Source organism: Ruminococcus sp. AM26-12LB, assembly GCF_003480785.1.
GTDB lineage: Bacteria > Bacillota > Clostridia > Lachnospirales > Lachnospiraceae > Blautia_A > Blautia_A fusiformis.
In genome coordinates, this window is the sequence record NZ_QUJX01000015.1 from 47,442 (window position 1) to 64,541 (window position 17,100).

The window sequence follows — 17,100 nt, forward strand, 5'->3', positions numbered from 1 at the left end:
TAAAAAAATCCTCCGGCTTTTATCATTAATTTATGCCGGAGGATTTCTTCTTATGTATCTTTCGCTGTATCTGCTTTTTGTCTTTTATCTGCGGATCAGCACCATGGAAAACCAGAGGATGGTATTTCCACCCAGATTATATTCCATAGCTTCCTTTTCTACGATCTCACTGACTACCACGCCATAGCTTTCCAGACATGGATGCATATGCTCCGGAAAACGGCATGGTTTTCCGTCCAGATAGGCACAGCGTTCACAGAAGTCACAGGATTCCGTGGAAAGCGTAAAGGTCTCATAGCCCTCTCCCTCCAGAAAATCACGTACCTTCTCTGTAAGCGCTTCGTGTTCCATTCTTGTGGAAAGCATCTCCTTCATGTTCATGATATCCGATACCTCCGCAACGCTGGAAAAGAAAACTGCTTTCGGATAGCTCCGGATCTTCTTTTCGCATTCTGACAGCTCTCCCACTGCCGGAGGACAGGCCCATGTGCTCCCATAACGTTCACATTCCTGTTTACAGATCGTACGCACACGTGACTGTACTTTAATATCCCCGGTATCCAGCACACGATACTCAAAAATGGGATACTGGGAAATAAACTCATCAAATTTTTCTTTTATACTGTTCATACCTTTAAGATCTCCTGTTCTCCAAAAAGGCTCATAACTGCTGCCTCATAGTCACCAAAATGCTGGGATTTTTTGATCTTTTTCAGATATCTGGCATAATTGGTAAAGCCCGGTGCCATATAACTCCACAATTCCTTCATGCGGAAAAGTACATTTCGTTCTCCCGAAAGATATTCCTGATAATCCCGGTAAAGACGGTCATGGAACTGCCGCAGCTTTTTTCGGTATTCTTCCCGGTGATCCTCTCCGTCTTCTTTTTGCATAATGGCATCCAGAAGATAGGGCCTTGCGATCAGGCCTCTTCCGTACATGACGCTGTCTGCATCCGGAAATTTCTCCCGGATTTCCTGATAAGCCTCCACTGAAAAAATATCCCCGTTATATCCCAGGGGAACCTTCAGCTTTTCCCTTGCCTCCTCATACAGTCCATATCTGGGAACCCCCTTATAATGATCCTTCAGAAGGCGTGGATGGATGATCAGCTCCTTCAGCGGATATCTGCCGTAGATCTCAAGAAGCCGTTCCCAGTCTTCCTCATAATCCGTTCCCACTCTCGTTTTTATGGAGATCTCCATCCCGGTCTTTTCGAAGATCTCATCCAGAAAACGTTCCAGCTTATCCGGCTCGCCCAGGAAACCGGCACCCTTTCCCTTGGCTGTGACAGTTCCCGAGGGGCATCCCAGATTGAGATTCACTTCCCTGTGTCCGTATTCATCCCGGAAGATATGCGCTGTTTTCACAAAATCCTCCGCATTGTTGGTCAGGATCTGGGGGATCACCGGAAGATCTCCGTTGGTTTCCGGTGATACCTCTTTGATCTCCTTGCTGCTGAGACGTTTATTGGGCTTAGCAGTGATGAAGGGCGTAAAGTATTTATCCATGGGATAAAAACAGTCATGATATGCATTCCGGTAAACCCAGTTGGTTACGCCCTCCATAGGTGCCAGATAATTCTTCATTGTTTATCCTCCTTCATCCGGAAATAGATCTGCTTTCTCCCTCCGCTTCCTGTGGGGATCCTGCCTGTCTCATAATTTCCCAGAGATTTGATAAAGGGGGTCAGCTTGGAATATCCGTAATTACGCACATCAAAATCCGGAAGTCGTTTCCCAAGCTGGTCGCCCAGCTGTCCGGAGGAAAGCCATCCCTCTTCGTCAGAAAATTTCTCGATGATGGCATTAATGGCCTTGCGCACCCGCTTGAGATCTTTGTTCTTCCTAGAGCCGGAGCTGCTCTGTTTACTGCTGTTTCCGGATTTTTTAGCTTCTGCTGCAGTAGCCAGATCTTCCTTCTTCTCTTCCTCCTGTTGGTTGCGATAGAGAAGATCCAGATATTTAAACTGGTTACATGCGGAAATAAACGGCTTCGGCGTCTTCTCCTCTCCCATACCCAGGACCAGCATTCCGGATTCCCGGAGCCTTGCTGCCAGACGGGTGAAATCACTGTCCGAAGAAACAATACAATATCCATCCACATTTCCGGAATACAGAATATCCATAGCATCAATGATCATCGCCGAATCGGTGGCGTTTTTTCCGGTGGTATAGCTGTACTGCTGGATAGGAATGATGGAATCCTCCAGAAGAACCTTTTTCCAGGAGGAAAGCCGTGCACTGGTCCAGTCTCCATAGATCCGTTTGTAGGTGGCTATGCCGATGTTTGCCACTTCATCCACGATGATCTTGATGTATTTGTCTGATACATTATCTGCATCGATCAGTATTGCAATTCTTAATTCGTTGTCCATAAATCCAACCTTTTCTGTTTAATCTGTGCCGTCTCCGATGCGGATCAATGCTCCAGCATGATCTTGAGGATCTCTCTGTCTGTTTCCTTCATACCGTCTTTTCCGATCTGTCCCACACAGCTGATGGTCTCTGCGGTTTCTTCCTGGAGAATTCCTGTATAAGGTGCATAAGACTGCCCGTTCATGGCAAGATGATGCGCCAGAAAGGCTGCGTCAAGACAGGCTGCGATCTTGGCAGCACAGGAGATCTTGGCCCCATCACAGATGATTCCCGGAATATTGGCGAGGGTATTCTCGATCGTTTTTTTGATCAGGGAAATATCTCCGCCTACCATATAGGTAATGGCAGCTCCGGCTGCACAGGAGGCCGATACCGCACCGCAGAAGGCAGACAGCTTCCCTATATATTGCTTCTGATAAACTGTGAGGAGATTGGAAAACACCAGAGCCCTGTAGAGGCTGTAATCCGGCAGCTCCATCTCTCTTGCATAGACGATCAGCGGAACAGAGCATGCAATTCCCTGATTTCCGCTTCCGGAATTGATGACAACCGGCATATCACAGCCACCCATACGTGCCTCAGAAGCCGCTGCAGTAAGACTTCTCATTCTGGTGAGCATATCGTGAGAATAATTTTCACGGATCACGCGCCCGATACCCAGGCCGTATTTTCCGGTCATTCCCTCATGAGCAATGGCCATATTGCTTCTGATCTGCGCATCCAGAAGCTCCTTTACATCGGAAAGCTCTACGGTGTCTGCAAATTCCCGAATATCCTCCAGATTTAACAGGCCACGGTCCGTCTCTTCCTTTTCTTCCACTGCTTTATCTGCATCAAGGAGGATCTCTCCGTTTTTGCTGATCCTAGTCACGTTGATATGGTCGTATTTGATCTCCAGGATGACGGCATCTTCACCGGCATACATTTCGATGATAATGTGAAGGACTACCGGCGTGTCCAGAAGCTCCACCTTACAGATATCTGCCTCCAGAAGTTCCCGGCAGCGTGCCCTGCCCTTTTCATCGACTTTGGAAAGAACTTCCATATTCAGTGAGGCATCTCCTGCCACCGCCCCAAGGATCACACCTGCAGGAATCCCCTTTAAGCCTCCTGAATTGGGAATGATCACACAACGCACATTTTTGATGATATTTCCGGAACATTTTGCTACGATACGCTCCGGCTCTTTCCCAAGGATCTCTCTTGCTCTTGCCGCACCATAGGCCAGAGCGATCGGTTCTGTACATCCCATAGCCGGGATCATCTCCTCACGGAGGATCGCCAGATAGTTTTTATATATATTTTTGTCCACTTTTTTATTTACCTTCCCGTATTTTATGATTATTTCTTTTCCTGATATTTATGACATGCTACCATATGTCCCGGCTCCACCTGACGAAGTGCCGGGGTTTCCTGTCTGCAGCGTTCCTCACACCACGGACAGCGGTTATGGAAGCGACAGCCCCCGATAGATCTGGACTGTACTCCGGTATCCGTAACGATCTGATCCAGAGTTTTGACTCTCGGGTCCGGAATCGGAATCGAGGAGATCAGCATTTTTGTATAAGGATGCAGCGGATTGGAATAGAGCTTATCTGCATCTGCGATCTCCATGAGATTTCCAAGATAAAGCACCCCGATCTCATCACAGATCTTCTGGACCACCTGCAGCTGATGGCTGATGAACAGATAGGTCAGCCCGTATTTTTCCTGAAGATCCTGAAGCATCTGGACGATCTGGGCCTGCAGGGAAACATCCAGCGCAGAAATGGGCTCATCGCAGACTACAAATTCCGGCTGTACGGAAAGTGCTCTTGCAATGGAAATCCTCTGACGCTGTCCGCCGGAGAACTCATGAGGATACTTCAGAAGATCCTGTTCTTTGAGGCCAACCACGCGGATCAGTTCTTTTGCACGCTCCTTACGTTCCTTTGGAGTGTACATTTTATGGATCGCCATAGGCTCACAGATGATATCCTGCACTGTATGGCTTGGGTCCAGAGAGGAATAGGGATCCTGAAAAACGGACTGCATTTTTTTGCGGTATGGAAGCAGTTCTTTTTCCCCCATGGCTCCGATCTCTGTTCCTTCATAAAAAATCTCACCGCCTGTGGGTTTATGATAACGTAGGATTGCCTTTCCGATGGTAGATTTTCCGCTTCCGGATTCTCCTACCAGACCGAAAGTTTTCCCCTTTTCAATCGAAAAGCTTACCTGATCCACAGCCTTCAGTATGCCCGGCTTAAAGGACAGAAGCTTCGGAGATTTCTGTTTAAAATATACTTTCAGATCTTTTACTTCAATTAAGGGCTTGCTCATCTCTTCTCCTCCCTTCTGTGACAGAATATCCTGTGTCCCTCTGAAGCCTCATAATATTTCGGAAGACAGGCTTCACAGGTTTTGTCCGCATATTTACAACGATTCAGGAAGGGACACAGATCACCGTTTCCGTCCGAAAGATCTCTCTCCAGAAACTGTTCAAAGGTACCTCCCACCCGCGGCATGCTTGCGATCAGTGCCTGTGTATAGGGATGTCCCGGATGAAGAAAGATTTCTTCTACAGTTCCTTCTTCCACCACGTAGCCACCACACATGACAGCTACCCGTTTACAGGTCTGCGCTACAACGCCCAGATCATGGGTGATCAGGATGATGCTCATATTGTTTTTTTTCTGAAGTTCCAGAAGCAGATGAAGGATCTGCGCCTGGATCGTAACGTCCAGGGCTGTGGTGGGCTCATCTGCGATCAGGATCTTCGGGTCACTGCTCATGGCCATGGCGATCATCACACGCTGGCGCATACCGCCGGAAAGCTCGTGGGGATAGCTGTTCATAGCCTTTTCCGGGTCTGTGATGCCAACGGCTGTGAGAAGCTCCAGCACCCGGGCCTTTGCTTCTTTTTTGTTCATATTGGTATGGCGCCGGATCAGCTCTACCATCTTATTGCCAACAGTGTAAACCGGATTCAGTGCGGAAAGAGAATCCTGAAAGATCATGGCGATCTCACCACCGCGAATCTCACGGAGCTCTGCTTCATTTTTCTTCAGGATATCTTCTCCCCGGAACAGGATCTCACCACCCATGATCTTACAGTTGGATGGTCCGAGACGGAGAATGGATTTGGTGGTCACGCTTTTTCCGCTTCCGGACTCTCCTACGATCCCGAAAAAATCCCCCTCACCGATGGCAAAGCCTGCACCTTTTACTGCCTGTGTCTCTCCAAGGTCTGTAAAGAAAGACACCTTCAGATCTTTTACTTCCAGTAATTTTTCCATATGTAAATGTCCTCCTTACTTGGGCTCGAATACTTTTCTTAATACTTCTCCCAGATAATTGAAGCTGACGACCGTGATCAGGATCAGGATTCCGGGGAAAATAGCCAGATACGGTGCCTGCTGGATATAGCGCTGTGCATTGCTCAGCATACTTCCCCAGGAAGCCGTAGGCGGCTGGATACCCAGGCCGAAAAAGCTCAGTGCAGATTCCATCAGGATGGCATTGGCAATGTTCATGGTTGCAGCCACGATAATGGTAGGCATGATGTTAGGCAGGATATGATGTACAATGGTGGAGAATTTCTTCTGTCCGGAGATCTTTGCATAGATGACATACTCTCTCTCGTTCAGGGAAATGGTCTCGCCACGGACGATCCTGGCAATGTTCATCCAGGTCAGAAAGCCGATGATCAGGACAATGTTCTGAAGTCCCGGTTTCAGGAAGGCATTCATAACGATCATGATCAGGAATGTCGGAAGGCTCATCAGTGCATCCACCAGACGCATCAGCACCGCATCCACCGTTCCTCCCACAAAACCGCTGATGGAACCGATGATCACACCAAGGGCTGTCGAAAGCACCATGGAAAGGAAGCCCACCAGAAGGGATGCTCTTCCTCCGTAAATACAGCGAGCCAGATAATCCCGTCCCATATCATCCGTACCGAAAAGGTGTGCCATGGATGGAGCATTCAGTCGCTCTGTGGCGCTGATGGCATTGGGATCTACCGGATACAAAAAGGCAAAAATGGAGATCAGTGCCAGCAGGATGATCGCTGCTGCACCTGCCACTGCAAGTTTATTTGTCTTAAAACCAAGTTTGATATTTTTCCAGATATTTTCTCTCATGTTCCTTTACCTCCTAACATCCTGCTTTGCGGATCCTCGGATCAAAGACAGCATACAGGATATCTGCCAGAAGATTTCCGAGCACCACGAGAAGCGCGGTAAACATGGTGATTCCCATGATCAGGGGATAATCATACTGCATAACAGCGGTCACTGCCAGCTGACCGATTCCCGGCCATGCAAAAACCTGCTCGGTGATAATGGCACCGGAAACCAGAGACTGCAGGCTCATTCCGAGAACTGTGATCATAGGAAGCATGGCATTTTTCAGTACATGCCGGAAAAGGATTCCAGACTCTTTCATTCCATAAGCCTTCTGCACCATAACATAATCGGAGGACATTTCCGTAATGGTACTGCTTCTTAAATACCGGATGTACTGTGACGCATTTGCAAAGGTCAGAACTGCGCAGGGCATGACCATATGCAGGATCAGATCTCCTAAGGAACGGTTGCCGTCTGAATGCATACCGATACTTGGCAGGATATGGAGATGCACACTGAAGAGATAGATCAGCATGATACCGAACCAGAACGTAGGAATGGAGATACCTACATAACAGAACATGCTGGTGATCTTATCCAGAACACCATTTTTATTCTTTCCGGAATACAGGCCCAGTACAATGGCAATGAGAAAACCAAGCAGCATGCTGGTTCCCATTAGGATCACGGTTGCGGGAAGCCTCTCCAGCATCTGTGTCAGGACCGGTCGGTTATTCATCAGGGAATTTCCGAAATTCCCGTGAAGGATCCTTCCCAGCCACAGAAAGTACTGCTCATAGACAGGCTTTGTAAGTCCCAGGCTTTCTCTCAGGTTCTGGATATATTCTTCACTCATATTTGGTTCCACATAAGTCAGGACAGGATCTCCGGGCGCTGCTTTTGTCAGTGCAAAGCAGAGAACAGAGACAATAAACAGTGTCAGAATACACTGTATCAGACGGTTTACGATCTTCTTCAAAATGTACCTCCTTTATTTTCCCCGAAAACAGGAAATCGGCTGGCGCAAAAAACGCGTCAGCCTCTTTCTGTTTCCGGTATTCATCCGCTATAAAATTATTTATTTCTCCAATGTGTAGATCTTGGAATAATCATAATAAATAGTTTTTAACAGACATTCATCAAAGCCTCCGAAATCTTTACTTACCGCATAGAAACCATTGGAATAAGCGATCGGATAGATATACATGTTATCATTGATCGTATTCTGGATCTCCTTATAAATCTCGCCACGTTTTGTCTCATCTGCAGTGCTGTTGCCCTCTTCCCACAATGCATCCAGATCTGTATCCTTGATCCTGGAATAGTTGGAACGGCTGACGGAAGAACTCATGTCTGCATAAAGGCTCGGCTCTTCTCCCAGAGTGTAGAAGCTCAGTACCAGATCATAATCTGTGCACTCCGTATCCTTTGTCTTATTCTTGAAGGTAGACTCATCTGTAGGAAGAAGATTGATGGTGATTCCTACATTGGCAAGGGCAGACTGTACATACAGAGCCTCACTCTCCATTGTCTTATCTGTGGAGATATACATCAGATTCAGAGAAAGACTTGTCTTTCCTGCTTCGGAAAGGAGCTCCTGTGCTTTAGCCGGATCATTGTCGTAGGTATTGTCCGGTTTTGTATAGTAGAGTGTATCCGGTGTAAAAATAGAATCTGCAGGCTCTGCATAATCCTCGGAAAGGAAAGCAAACTGACAGAACTCCTCTTTATTCAATGCGTATGCGATCGCCTGACGTACCTTTACATCCTGAAGATCTTCGTTCAGCTCATTCATGAACATGGCGTTGACACGTCCGGAATTATAGGTATTGATGTTTACGTTATCGTAAGCACTGACGGTATCGTAATCATCTGCGCTGATCAGACGTGCATCCAGATCTCCGCTTGCAAGTGCCGCATTGGCGGAGCTGGAATCCTTTACGATCTTGAAGGTGATGGAATCCAGATTTACATCATCAAAATAGTCATCGAATTTTGTTACTTTATAATACTCTCCGGATTTGTATTCCTCGAACTTAAAAGGACCACTTCCCACCGGTTCATTGTTGAGATCACTTTCTCCGATATTCTCCACGCCGTCATAAATATGCTTCGGAATACAGTAAACCTGGCTCAGTCCGCCAAGAAATCCTGCGGAAGATGATCCAAGGGAAATCTTGACTGTAAGGTCATCAACCTTCTCTGCCTCTACTGCCTTGTCATTAACGTATCCGTAAGAAGAATACGGAACATTCTGCTTCTCATCTACCAGCACCTGCATGGTGAATACCACATCATCGGCTGTGATCGGCTGACCGTCATGCCATTTCAGTCCGTCTTTGAGCTTCAGTGTGAATTCGCTGGCATCATCATTGGCTGTTACACTTTCGCAAAGTCCGTTTTCATAATACATCTCTCCGTTCACGATCTCAAAAAACGGGCTGTACAGTGCCTGCATCATATCGAAGCTTGTCTGATCCACAACATAAAGCGGATTGATGTTCTGCGGATCTGCTGTTTCTGCAATGGTAATATTTCCGCCTTCCGCCTTGGTTCCTTCTGTTTCTGCTGCAAAAACAGTCATTCCTGACATAACAGTTGTTCCTGCCACTGCAGCTGCCAGAAGCGCTGCCAGTACTTTTTTTCTCATTTCCTGTTCCTCCTGTGTTTCAGTGAGTATACCTCTTTTCCCACCAGTTTAATATGATATGGGCAAGATAATACTATACCATATTACCTTTGTCAAGCTGTCCCTGGCTCTTCAGAGATTTTTTTACTGCATTTCGTTAAAGCTTGTATTTATTCTACATACAGATCACACAGGCGTCAAGATAAATTTTCTGTATCTTGCCTCTGATCTATATATATTTCCTTAATTCGTCATATTTTTGATCCAGTGTCCGTAATTGCACTTCAAAAATGCAGGCACGCATTTAAAGATCTGATCTGCATTCAGGCAGCATACCACCATTGCCGGGGATGCATTGACCACAAATGCCATAAACATGGACAGAGGGATCACGATCCCCCAGGTACTGATCAGGTCCACCTTCATGGAATAAGCGATGCTTCCGCTTCCCCGGATGATACCACCATTTGTCGGCATCTGATAGGACATTCCTACCATTACTACACTTAAGTCATTACCGAAAGCCCGAAGGCAACCCCTGCAATTTCCACACAGCGCAGTGTAGCAAGCAGGATCTGCGTCACTGCAAAGAAAAAGTAAGTAAACCGGATGATCGCCAGATAGGAAAGACCGGCTTCGATAATCGTCTGGTCTGTTGTAAAAAGCCCCAGCAGCTGTGTTGGAAAAAGGCTGGCCAGGATAAACAGCATAAGGGCAATAAAAAAGCCTGTGCGCATGGCCCAGGCACCGATCTTCCTTACCGGCTCTGTCTCTTTCCCCAGTACTGACTTCCGAATATGACAAGTCCGTCTCCCAACGCCATAAGCAGCTGCTGAAAGACGAACTGTACCTGGTTTACGGTGGTCACACCGGATAATGCAGTTTCGCTGAAGGCTCCAGGCATAATGTTGTCAGCAAGATTGACACTTAAGGTCACTACATTCTGCAGCACCAGCATGGAGCATAATTTCAGAAAATTACGATAAAAATTCTTCATCAGTCTTTTACGATGGCAATGATATCATCTGCGTTGATCACCAGATATTTCTCACCCTCATATTTGATCTCGGTTCCTGTGTATTTTCCGTAGATCACACGGTCGCCCGGCTTTACCTGTACCGGTACTTCTTTACCGTCTACGACCTTACCGCCACCTACTGCGATAACCTCTGCCTGCTGGGTTTTCTCCTTGGAGCTGTCCGGAAGTACGATGCCGGATGCGGTTTTGTCTTCTGTCTCAAAATATTTTACGATAACTCTGTCTGCAACTGGTTTTAATGCCATATTCATTTCCTTCTTTCTGTGATTATTAGCACTCTTGAGCTTCGAGTGCTACTCTTTTTTTATCATACTACATATCCGAAAATTGTCAAGATATTTGCAGATATGTAGTATGATATTATTTATGATAGGGCTCTCCGCTGATGATACGATAGCTGCGGTAGATCTGTTCCAGAAGGATCACACGCATCAGCTGATGAGGAAATGTCATCTTCGAAAAGCTTAAAGCATAGTCTGATCTCTTCAGTACTTCTTTTCCAAGACCGATAGAGCCGCCGATCACAAACTGGATATGGCTGGTCCCACGTATTCCCAGCTCGTTGATCTTCCGTGCGAAGTTCTCAGAGGTCAGCTGTTCGCCTCCGATCTCCAGAGTAATCACAAACGCATCATCCCGGATATATTTAAGAAGACGCTCCCCTTCCTTGTTCCGAATGGCATCTTCTACTGTTTCGCTGGCATTATCCGGTGTTTTTTCGTCGGACACTTCTATGATCTCCAGCTTGCAATAACGCCCGAGGCGCTTGGAATACTCCGCAATGGCATCCCGCAGATATTTTTCCTTGATCTTCCCTACTGTCAGGATACTTATTTTCATCCGCCGTTCTCCTCCAGATAATTCTCAAATTCTTCTGCTGACATCAAAACCTTCCTTGGCTTGGTTCCTTCCTCCGGACCTACCACTCCTGCGTCACAAAGCTGATCCATGATCCTTGCCGCACGGTTAAATCCGATCTTGAACATACGCTGGAGCATACCGATGGAGGCCTTTTCCTTCTCAATGATAAATTTACCGGCTTCTGTAAAATAGACATCTCTGTCACCGCCGCCGGCTCCTCCCGGGACACCGGCTGTATTGACCTGCTTCTCGATGGAGGTATCATAAACAGCACCCTGATTTTTGTCAGAAACATATTCTACGACTGCACTGACCTCCTCATCGGAAACAAAAGCACCCTGCAGTCTGGCCGGCTTCTGATACCCCTGCGGATAAAACAGCATATCGCCCTTGCCAAGAAGCTTCTCGGCACCGTTCATATCCAGGATCGTCCTGGAATCCACACCGGAAGATACGGAAAATGCGATCCTGGACGGCATATTGGCCTTGATCAGACCTGTGATGACATTGACCGATGGCCTCTGGGTAGCAATGATCAGATGGATACCTGCTGCACGTGCCAGCTGGGCCAGACGGCAGATCGCATCCTCAACTTCTCCCGGCGCAACCATCATAAGATCCGCAAGCTCGTCCACGATGATCACGATCTGCGGCATCTTCTCAGGTGCCTTTTCTCCCTCCGGGACCCGCATATTGGCAACCTTTTTGTTATATTCTCCAAGATTACGTACCCCATATTCCGCAAAGGCATTGTAACGGCTGGTCATCTCGGAAACAGCCCAGTTCAGCGCACCGGCCGCTTTCTTCGGATCTGTGACCACCGGAATGAACAGGTGCGGGATCCCGTTATATACACTGAGCTCCACCACCTTCGGATCGATCATGATCAGACGCACCTCATCCGGTGTAGCCTTATAAAGGATGCTAATGATCAGCGTATTGATGCAGACGGATTTTCCGGAGCCGGTTGCTCCGGCGATAAGAAGATGCGGCATCTTGGCAATATCTGCCACTACCGGTTTTCCGGCAATATCCTTACCTGCTGCAAAGGACAGCTTGGATTTCGCATTTTTAAACTCCTCTGACTGAAGAAGATCCCTCAGCATGACCGGGCTATTCTCCTTGTTCGGAACCTCGATCCCCACGGCTGCCTTTCCCGGTATCGGTGCTTCGATGCGGATATCCGGTGTAGCAAGATTCAGCTTGATATCATCGGAAAGACCAACGATCTTGCTGACCTTCACACCCATTTCCGGCTGCAGCTCATAGCGGGTAACGGTAGGTCCGCAGCTCACATTGGTAACGGTTACATTGACGCCGAAATTATGCAGGGTTTCCTGAAGCTTCTGCGCTGTTTTGCGCAGATGTGCATCGGAATCTCCCTGAGATCTGCCATCTCCGCGCTTCAGAAGCTTCAGCGGCGGATACTGATATGGTTTCTTCTCCGGAGCTTCCCCCTGGCTGATCTCATGCTGGATATTTCTGATCCCATGCTCGATCTCTGTCTGAGATGACTTCGGGTTTCTGGAGGGCTGATGGGATGCCTTCTGTTCAGCTTCCGGCTGAGGATCCTCCTTTATCTCAGCGGGAACGGCTGCCTTTCCTGTTTCCCGGGAAGCTTTTGCTGCTGCAGCTGTCTTTGCCGGCAGGATCTGCTGCATCTCGGGAATATCTACATCCTCATAGCCGGCATAAGCATCCTCCTCTTCGGCTTCCTGCATTTCTCTTTCGAAATCCGGCTCCTCCGACTCTTCCCGGGCCGGCTGGGACTGTGAACGGTGGATCTGGAATTCCAGCGGCTGAGCATGCTCCTCCGGTTTCTCATCAAGCCCTGGATCCTCTTCTGTCAGATCTGTATCTGCCGGAAGTACAGCCTTTTGTTCATCAAGGAAAGAAGGAAGATTAAATTCTCCTTCCCGGTTCGCCTTCACCGCAGCCTGTCTTTCTTTCTGCGATCTTCTTGTTTTTTTCTTTTGTTTTTTTGAGATATTTTCCGGATCTTTCTCTGTAAGGGCAAGTTCTTCTTCCTCCAGTTCTTCTTCCAGCCGGCGGATCTTCTCCGCTCTTTTTTCCGCACGGATCTTTCTGCGAAGCTCCTTCTGCTTTTCTCTGTCCGGCTGTCCCTCAAGATAAGCTTCTCTGCCCTCTCTTGCTGCATCTGTAAAAAAGTCCAGGATCTTATTCATAAATCCGAAGAAGGATCTCTGTGTTATGATGATGAGAGACACAAGAAGCACCAGAACGATGATCACAGTTCCGCCCACAACGCCAAAAGCGGATGCTGTGGAAATACATACTGCACCACCGAATACTCCACCGCCGGTACGGTATTCCGAACTCAGTGAATAATAATCCGAAAACGTGGTACTTGGCGTATAGCCCTCTGTGATCAGCTGAAGAAAGCCGCAGAGGAACACAAAAAATACCACGCCCGCCAGTACCTTTTTGTAGGCAAGGCGGTTGGTATTGTTCACGATCAGGAACGTAACTCCGGCAAAAAGCAGGATTGGGAAAATATATGCACAAAGTCCCATGATGCCAAAGCATACGGCACTGATGGCATTTCCTACGATCCCTCCCATACCAAATGCACTGATCATCAGGATCAGGCAGGCCGCAAACATCACAAGGATCAGGATCTCTGTCTGAAAGCGGTTACCGACAGGCTGCTGCTTCGCCGCAGGTTTTCTTTTTCTTTTTTTTGTCGTTTTTGAAGCTGCCATTGTCAGACTCCTCCCAGTTGATATCAAATATAATTCGCTGCCAGAATAAGGATTCCGGCTGCAAAAGAATAAAATGCAAAATAACGCAGTCTGACCTGATTCGAAAGCTTAAGCATAAAACGGATCACCAGATAGCCTGTGATCCCGGCCACGATCATTCCAAGAACATAAGTAAATCCCTGGCCAACAGTCATATGAACAGAAGTGAACTCTCCCATCTCCACAAAAAAAGCTCCCACCACAGCCGGAATGCTCATCAGCAGCGAATATTTCACTGCAAACTTCCGTCCGAGGCCGCAGAAAAGTCCTGCGCTCATGGTAAGTCCAAGCCTGGAAAGGCCCGGAAACACAGAAAGACCCTGGCAGATACCCATCCACATAGCATCTCCGAAGCTGGTTTCTTTTGTTCCCTTGCTGCCATTGACATTACTGTAGTCCACAACAAGGAGGATCACACCTGTAAGAAGGATTCCGATCCCGGAAAACATGTGTGAGGATGCGCTTCGCACAACAAGTCGTTTGCACTGATATCCAATCAGGACTGTAGGAATGGTGGATACCATGATCAGGGCAGTAAGCTTCCGGTAAGTTCCGCTTATGATCTTTGCGTAGGTAAGCTCTTTCCCAGTCCTACGGTTATAGAGAAAAATATTGGCATTTCCGATCAAATCCAGTATCATTCCGATCAGCTCGATCCCGATCTTCTTGATGTCCTTCAGAAAAACAAGGATCAGAGCTATCATAGTTCCCAGATGGAGCATCACTTCAAAAAGCACACCGGAGCCTCTGGTACCGCCCAAAAGATCCTGCACTCCACAGAGATGTCCGAAGCTGCTCACCGGCAGAAATTCGGTGATTCCCTGAATGATTCCCAATATAATCGCATGTATCACTGACATAATGATATTTCCTTTTCTTAAATTTTTTCCAACACATTATAGCATAACTGAGTAAAACTTACAATCTTCACTTGGCAAAAGTTTCAAACAAATGTTCTTTTTTGATCTGCAAGAAAAAAAATCCTCCGGCTGCATCAGAAAACACAGTCGGAGGATCTGTTTATAAACAGACTTTCTGCTTATTTATTTTTCAGATATTCGTCGATACCTTTTGCACCAGCTTTACCTGCACCCATGGCAAGGATTACGGTAGCTGCACCTGTAACGGCATCACCACCGGCATATACGCCGTCCTTGGATGTCTTACCGGTTTCTTCCTCGGCAACGATACATCTTCTCTTATTGATGTCAAGGCCCTTGGTTGTGGAAGAGATCAGCGGGTTCGGTGAAGTACCAAGAGACATGATGACAGTATCTACATCCATATCATACTCGGAACCAGGAATCTCTACCGGACGTCTTCTTCCGGATGCATCCGGCTCACCAAGCTCCATCTTGACAACCTTCATACCGTTTACGTGGCCGTTCTCATCAACGAGGATCTCCTTCGGATTTGTAAGAAGATCAAAGATGATGCCCTCTTCCTTAGCGTGATGAACTTCCTCTGCTCGTGCAGGAAGCTCTGCCTCACTTCTTCTGTATACGATATGTACCTCAGCGCCAAGTCTCAGCGCTGTTCTTGCAGCATCCATGGCAACGTTACCACCGCCGACAACTGCAACCTTTTTGCCTGCTGCGATCGGTGTATCATAGGAATCATCGAATGCTTTCATGAGGTTGCTTCTTGTCAGGTACTCGTTTGCAGAGAATACACCGCTTGCATTCTCACCCGGGATCCCCATGAACATCGGAAGTCCTGCACCGGAACCGATGAATACAGCCTCAAATCCCTCATCCTCGATCAGCTGATCGATGGTAGTGGATTTACCGATGACAACGTTTGTCTCGAATTTAACGCCAAGCTCTTTGACCTTCTCGATCTCTTTCTTAACAACCTTCTGCTTCGGAAGACGGAACTCCGGAATACCGTAAACAAGAACACCGCCAAGCTCATGAAGAGCCTCGAATACAGTTACATCGTATCCTGCCTTTGCAAGGTCACCTGCACAGGTAAGTCCGGATGGACCGGAACCGATCACTGCAACCTTATGTCCGTTCTTAACCTCTGCTCCTGCAGGTTTGATATCATGCTCCAGAGCATAGTCTGCAACAAATCTCTCCAGCTTACCGATAGAAACAGCCTCGCCCTTCTTACCGCGGATACACTGTCCCTCACACTGGGATTCCTGCGGACATACACGACCACAGATAGCCGGAAGTGCGGAAGATAAACCGATCACCTTGTAAGCCTCTTCCATGTTGCCTTCTTTGATGTGCTCGATAAATCCCGGAATATTGATGGATACCGGACATCCCTCTACACATTTCGGTTTCTTACAGCCAAGACATCTCTGTGCCTCTTCCATTGCTTCTTCCTGATTATATCCAAGACATACTTCCTCGAAGTTTGTCGCACGTACCTTCGGATCCTGCTCTCTTACAGGAACTTTTTTTAACATTTTTGCATCTGCCATTAGTTGTCACCTCCGCAATGTCCGCATCCACCGTGGTGGGTATCGCCTTCCTGAAGCTTCAGTAATGCACGGCCCTCCTGGGTCTTATACATCTGGCTTCTCTTCATAGCCTGATCGAAATCAACGAGATGTCCGTCGAACTCCGGTCCGTCTACGCAGGCAAATTTGATCTCATCACCGACCTGGAGACGACAAGCGCCGCACATACCGGTTCCGTCAACCATGATCGGGTTCATGCTGACAATTGTGTGGATACCAAGCTTCTTGGTAAGAAGACAGACAAATTTCATCATGATCATCGGTCCGATCGCTACACAGACGTCATAATGCTTGCCCTCGTTTGTCACAAGATCCTCAAGAGTCTTTGTTACCATACCGGAACGGCCATAGGAACCGTCATCTGTTGTAACATAAAGATTGGAAACAGCGCCAAGCTCTTTCTCAAGGATAACCATATCCTTAGTCTTGGAACCAAGGATAACATCCGCTGTGATGCCGTGCTCATGGAGCCATTTAACCTGCGGATAAACAGGTGCGGTACCGACACCACCGGCTACGAATACCATTTTTTTCTTCTTAAGTTCTTCGATATCCTCATGGACGAACTCAGACGGACATCCCAGAGGTCCTACGAAATCACGGAATGAATCTCCCGCCTTCAGTGCGGACATCTTAATGGTAGATGCTCCGATCTCCTGGAATACGATGGTAACTGTACCGGCCTCGCGATCGTAATCGCAGATGGTAAGAGGGATCCTTTCTCCCTTTTCGTCAAGTTTCACAATGATAAATTGTCCTGGCAGACAGTGGCTTGCCACACGTGGTGCATGCACAACCATAAGATGGATCTTAGCTGCCAGCGTTTCAGCTTTTAAAACCTTATACATG

The 17,100-nt window shown here is 47.5% G+C and carries 18 protein-coding genes; all 18 read right to left on the bottom strand.

Annotated elements, in window-relative coordinates:
* Positions 1-84: 84 nt before the first annotated feature.
* The 18 genes from DW694_RS12170 to DW694_RS12245 all read right to left on the bottom strand — a co-directional run bounded on the left by DW694_RS12170 (position 85) and on the right by DW694_RS12245 (position 17,099).
* Positions 85-630 (bottom strand): DUF2284 domain-containing protein, encoded by a 546-nt coding sequence (locus DW694_RS12170; protein WP_015524841.1) that lies wholly within the window; start codon positions 628-630, stop codon positions 85-87.
* Positions 627-1,589 (bottom strand): tRNA-dihydrouridine synthase family protein, encoded by a 963-nt coding sequence (locus DW694_RS12175; RefSeq protein WP_021650541.1) that lies wholly within the window; start codon positions 1,587-1,589, stop codon positions 627-629. The genes DW694_RS12170 and DW694_RS12175 overlap by 4 nt, the downstream gene beginning before the upstream one ends.
* Complete coding sequence (locus tag DW694_RS12180; RefSeq protein ID WP_022426781.1) at positions 1,586-2,377, bottom strand: NYN domain-containing protein; 792 nt, start codon at positions 2,375-2,377, stop codon at positions 1,586-1,588. Before DW694_RS12180 ends, DW694_RS12175 begins: the two co-directional genes overlap by 4 nt.
* 44 nt (positions 2,378-2,421) lie before the next feature.
* Positions 2,422-3,690, bottom strand: coding sequence for an L-serine ammonia-lyase, iron-sulfur-dependent, subunit alpha (locus DW694_RS12185; RefSeq protein ID WP_353615817.1), 1,269 nt, complete (start codon positions 3,688-3,690; stop codon positions 2,422-2,424).
* Positions 3,691-3,719: 29 nt separating this feature from the next.
* A complete protein-coding gene (locus DW694_RS12190) occupies positions 3,720-4,697 on the bottom strand; it encodes an ABC transporter ATP-binding protein (protein WP_118753087.1) in 978 nt (325 codons plus the stop codon).
* The gene (locus tag DW694_RS12195; RefSeq protein WP_022426783.1) at positions 4,694-5,653 is read right to left on the bottom strand and encodes an ABC transporter ATP-binding protein; all 960 of its coding nucleotides are present in this window, start codon (positions 5,651-5,653) and stop codon (positions 4,694-4,696) included. The genes DW694_RS12190 and DW694_RS12195 overlap by 4 nt, the downstream gene beginning before the upstream one ends.
* A gap of 15 nt (positions 5,654-5,668) precedes the next feature.
* Positions 5,669-6,502 (bottom strand): ABC transporter permease, encoded by an 834-nt coding sequence (locus tag DW694_RS12200; RefSeq protein ID WP_015524834.1) that lies wholly within the window; start codon positions 6,500-6,502, stop codon positions 5,669-5,671.
* A 13-nt stretch (positions 6,503-6,515) separates the two neighbouring features.
* Positions 6,516-7,466: an ABC transporter permease gene (locus tag DW694_RS12205; protein WP_021650547.1), complete on the bottom strand. Its 951-nt coding sequence runs from the start codon at positions 7,464-7,466 to the stop codon at positions 6,516-6,518.
* 99 nt (positions 7,467-7,565) lie between these two features.
* On the bottom strand, positions 7,566-9,137 hold the full coding sequence (locus tag DW694_RS12210; protein WP_118753088.1) for an ABC transporter substrate-binding protein: 1,572 nt from the start codon (positions 9,135-9,137) through the stop codon (positions 7,566-7,568).
* Between the two features lie 222 nt (positions 9,138-9,359).
* The gene (locus tag DW694_RS17480; RefSeq protein WP_330698508.1) at positions 9,360-9,593 is read right to left on the bottom strand and encodes a hypothetical protein; all 234 of its coding nucleotides are present in this window, start codon (positions 9,591-9,593) and stop codon (positions 9,360-9,362) included.
* A gap of 29 nt (positions 9,594-9,622) precedes the next feature.
* Positions 9,623-9,853: an MATE family efflux transporter gene (locus tag DW694_RS17485; RefSeq protein WP_353615818.1), complete on the bottom strand. Its 231-nt coding sequence runs from the start codon at positions 9,851-9,853 to the stop codon at positions 9,623-9,625.
* 20 nt (positions 9,854-9,873) lie between these two features.
* Entirely contained in the window at positions 9,874-10,113 is a 240-nt protein-coding gene (locus tag DW694_RS17490; RefSeq protein ID WP_330643928.1) for an MATE family efflux transporter, read from the bottom strand.
* A complete protein-coding gene (groES, locus tag DW694_RS12220) occupies positions 10,113-10,400 on the bottom strand; it encodes a co-chaperone GroES (protein WP_044960825.1) in 288 nt (95 codons plus the stop codon). Before groES ends, DW694_RS17490 begins: the two co-directional genes overlap by 1 nt.
* Before the next feature lie 115 nt (positions 10,401-10,515).
* On the bottom strand, positions 10,516-10,995 hold the full coding sequence (rlmH, locus tag DW694_RS12225) for a 23S rRNA (pseudouridine(1915)-N(3))-methyltransferase RlmH (RefSeq protein WP_021650552.1): 480 nt from the start codon (positions 10,993-10,995) through the stop codon (positions 10,516-10,518).
* A complete protein-coding gene (locus DW694_RS12230) occupies positions 10,992-13,739 on the bottom strand; it encodes a DNA translocase FtsK (RefSeq protein ID WP_021650553.1) in 2,748 nt (915 codons plus the stop codon). The genes rlmH and DW694_RS12230 overlap by 4 nt, the downstream gene beginning before the upstream one ends.
* 23 nt (positions 13,740-13,762) lie before the next feature.
* Positions 13,763-14,638, bottom strand: a complete 876-nt coding sequence (locus DW694_RS12235; RefSeq protein ID WP_015524826.1) for an undecaprenyl-diphosphate phosphatase — start codon at positions 14,636-14,638, stop codon at positions 13,763-13,765.
* A 179-nt stretch (positions 14,639-14,817) separates the two neighbouring features.
* A complete protein-coding gene (gltA, locus tag DW694_RS12240; RefSeq protein WP_021650554.1) occupies positions 14,818-16,212 on the bottom strand; it encodes an NADPH-dependent glutamate synthase in 1,395 nt (464 codons plus the stop codon).
* Positions 16,212-17,099, bottom strand: a complete 888-nt coding sequence (locus DW694_RS12245; RefSeq protein ID WP_015524825.1) for a sulfide/dihydroorotate dehydrogenase-like FAD/NAD-binding protein — start codon at positions 17,097-17,099, stop codon at positions 16,212-16,214. The genes gltA and DW694_RS12245 overlap by 1 nt, the downstream gene beginning before the upstream one ends.
* Between the last annotated feature and the right edge of the window lies 1 nt (position 17,100).

Coding starts and splice junctions, on each gene's coding strand:
- DW694_RS12170 (WP_015524841.1), bottom strand. CDS start 630: ATGAACAGTATAAAAGAAAAATTTGATGAGTTTATTTCCCAGTATCCC.
- DW694_RS12195 (WP_022426783.1), bottom strand. CDS start 5,653: ATGGAAAAATTACTGGAAGTAAAAGATCTGAAGGTGTCTTTCTTTACA.
- DW694_RS12175 (WP_021650541.1), bottom strand. CDS start 1,589: ATGAAGAATTATCTGGCACCTATGGAGGGCGTAACCAACTGGGTTTAC.
- DW694_RS12180 (WP_022426781.1), bottom strand. CDS start 2,377: ATGGACAACGAATTAAGAATTGCAATACTGATCGATGCAGATAATGTA.
- DW694_RS12245 (WP_015524825.1), bottom strand. CDS start 17,099: ATGTATAAGGTTTTAAAAGCTGAAACGCTGGCAGCTAAGATCCATCTT.
- DW694_RS17485 (WP_353615818.1), bottom strand. CDS start 9,853: ATGCGCACAGGCTTTTTTATTGCCCTTATGCTGTTTATCCTGGCCAGC.
- DW694_RS17490 (WP_330643928.1), bottom strand. CDS start 10,113: ATGAAGAATTTTTATCGTAATTTTCTGAAATTATGCTCCATGCTGGTG.
- DW694_RS12210 (WP_118753088.1), bottom strand. CDS start 9,137: ATGAGAAAAAAAGTACTGGCAGCGCTTCTGGCAGCTGCAGTGGCAGGA.
- DW694_RS12190 (WP_118753087.1), bottom strand. CDS start 4,697: ATGAGCAAGCCCTTAATTGAAGTAAAAGATCTGAAAGTATATTTTAAA.
- DW694_RS12235 (WP_015524826.1), bottom strand. CDS start 14,638: ATGTCAGTGATACATGCGATTATATTGGGAATCATTCAGGGAATCACC.
- rlmH (WP_021650552.1), bottom strand. CDS start 10,995: ATGAAAATAAGTATCCTGACAGTAGGGAAGATCAAGGAAAAATATCTG.
- DW694_RS12200 (WP_015524834.1), bottom strand. CDS start 6,502: ATGAGAGAAAATATCTGGAAAAATATCAAACTTGGTTTTAAGACAAAT.
- gltA (WP_021650554.1), bottom strand. CDS start 16,212: ATGGCAGATGCAAAAATGTTAAAAAAAGTTCCTGTAAGAGAGCAGGAT.
- DW694_RS12230 (WP_021650553.1), bottom strand. CDS start 13,739: ATGGCAGCTTCAAAAACGACAAAAAAAAGAAAAAGAAAACCTGCGGCG.
- DW694_RS17480 (WP_330698508.1), bottom strand. CDS start 9,593: ATGCCGACAAATGGTGGTATCATCCGGGGAAGCGGAAGCATCGCTTAT.
- groES (WP_044960825.1), bottom strand. CDS start 10,400: ATGGCATTAAAACCAGTTGCAGACAGAGTTATCGTAAAATATTTTGAG.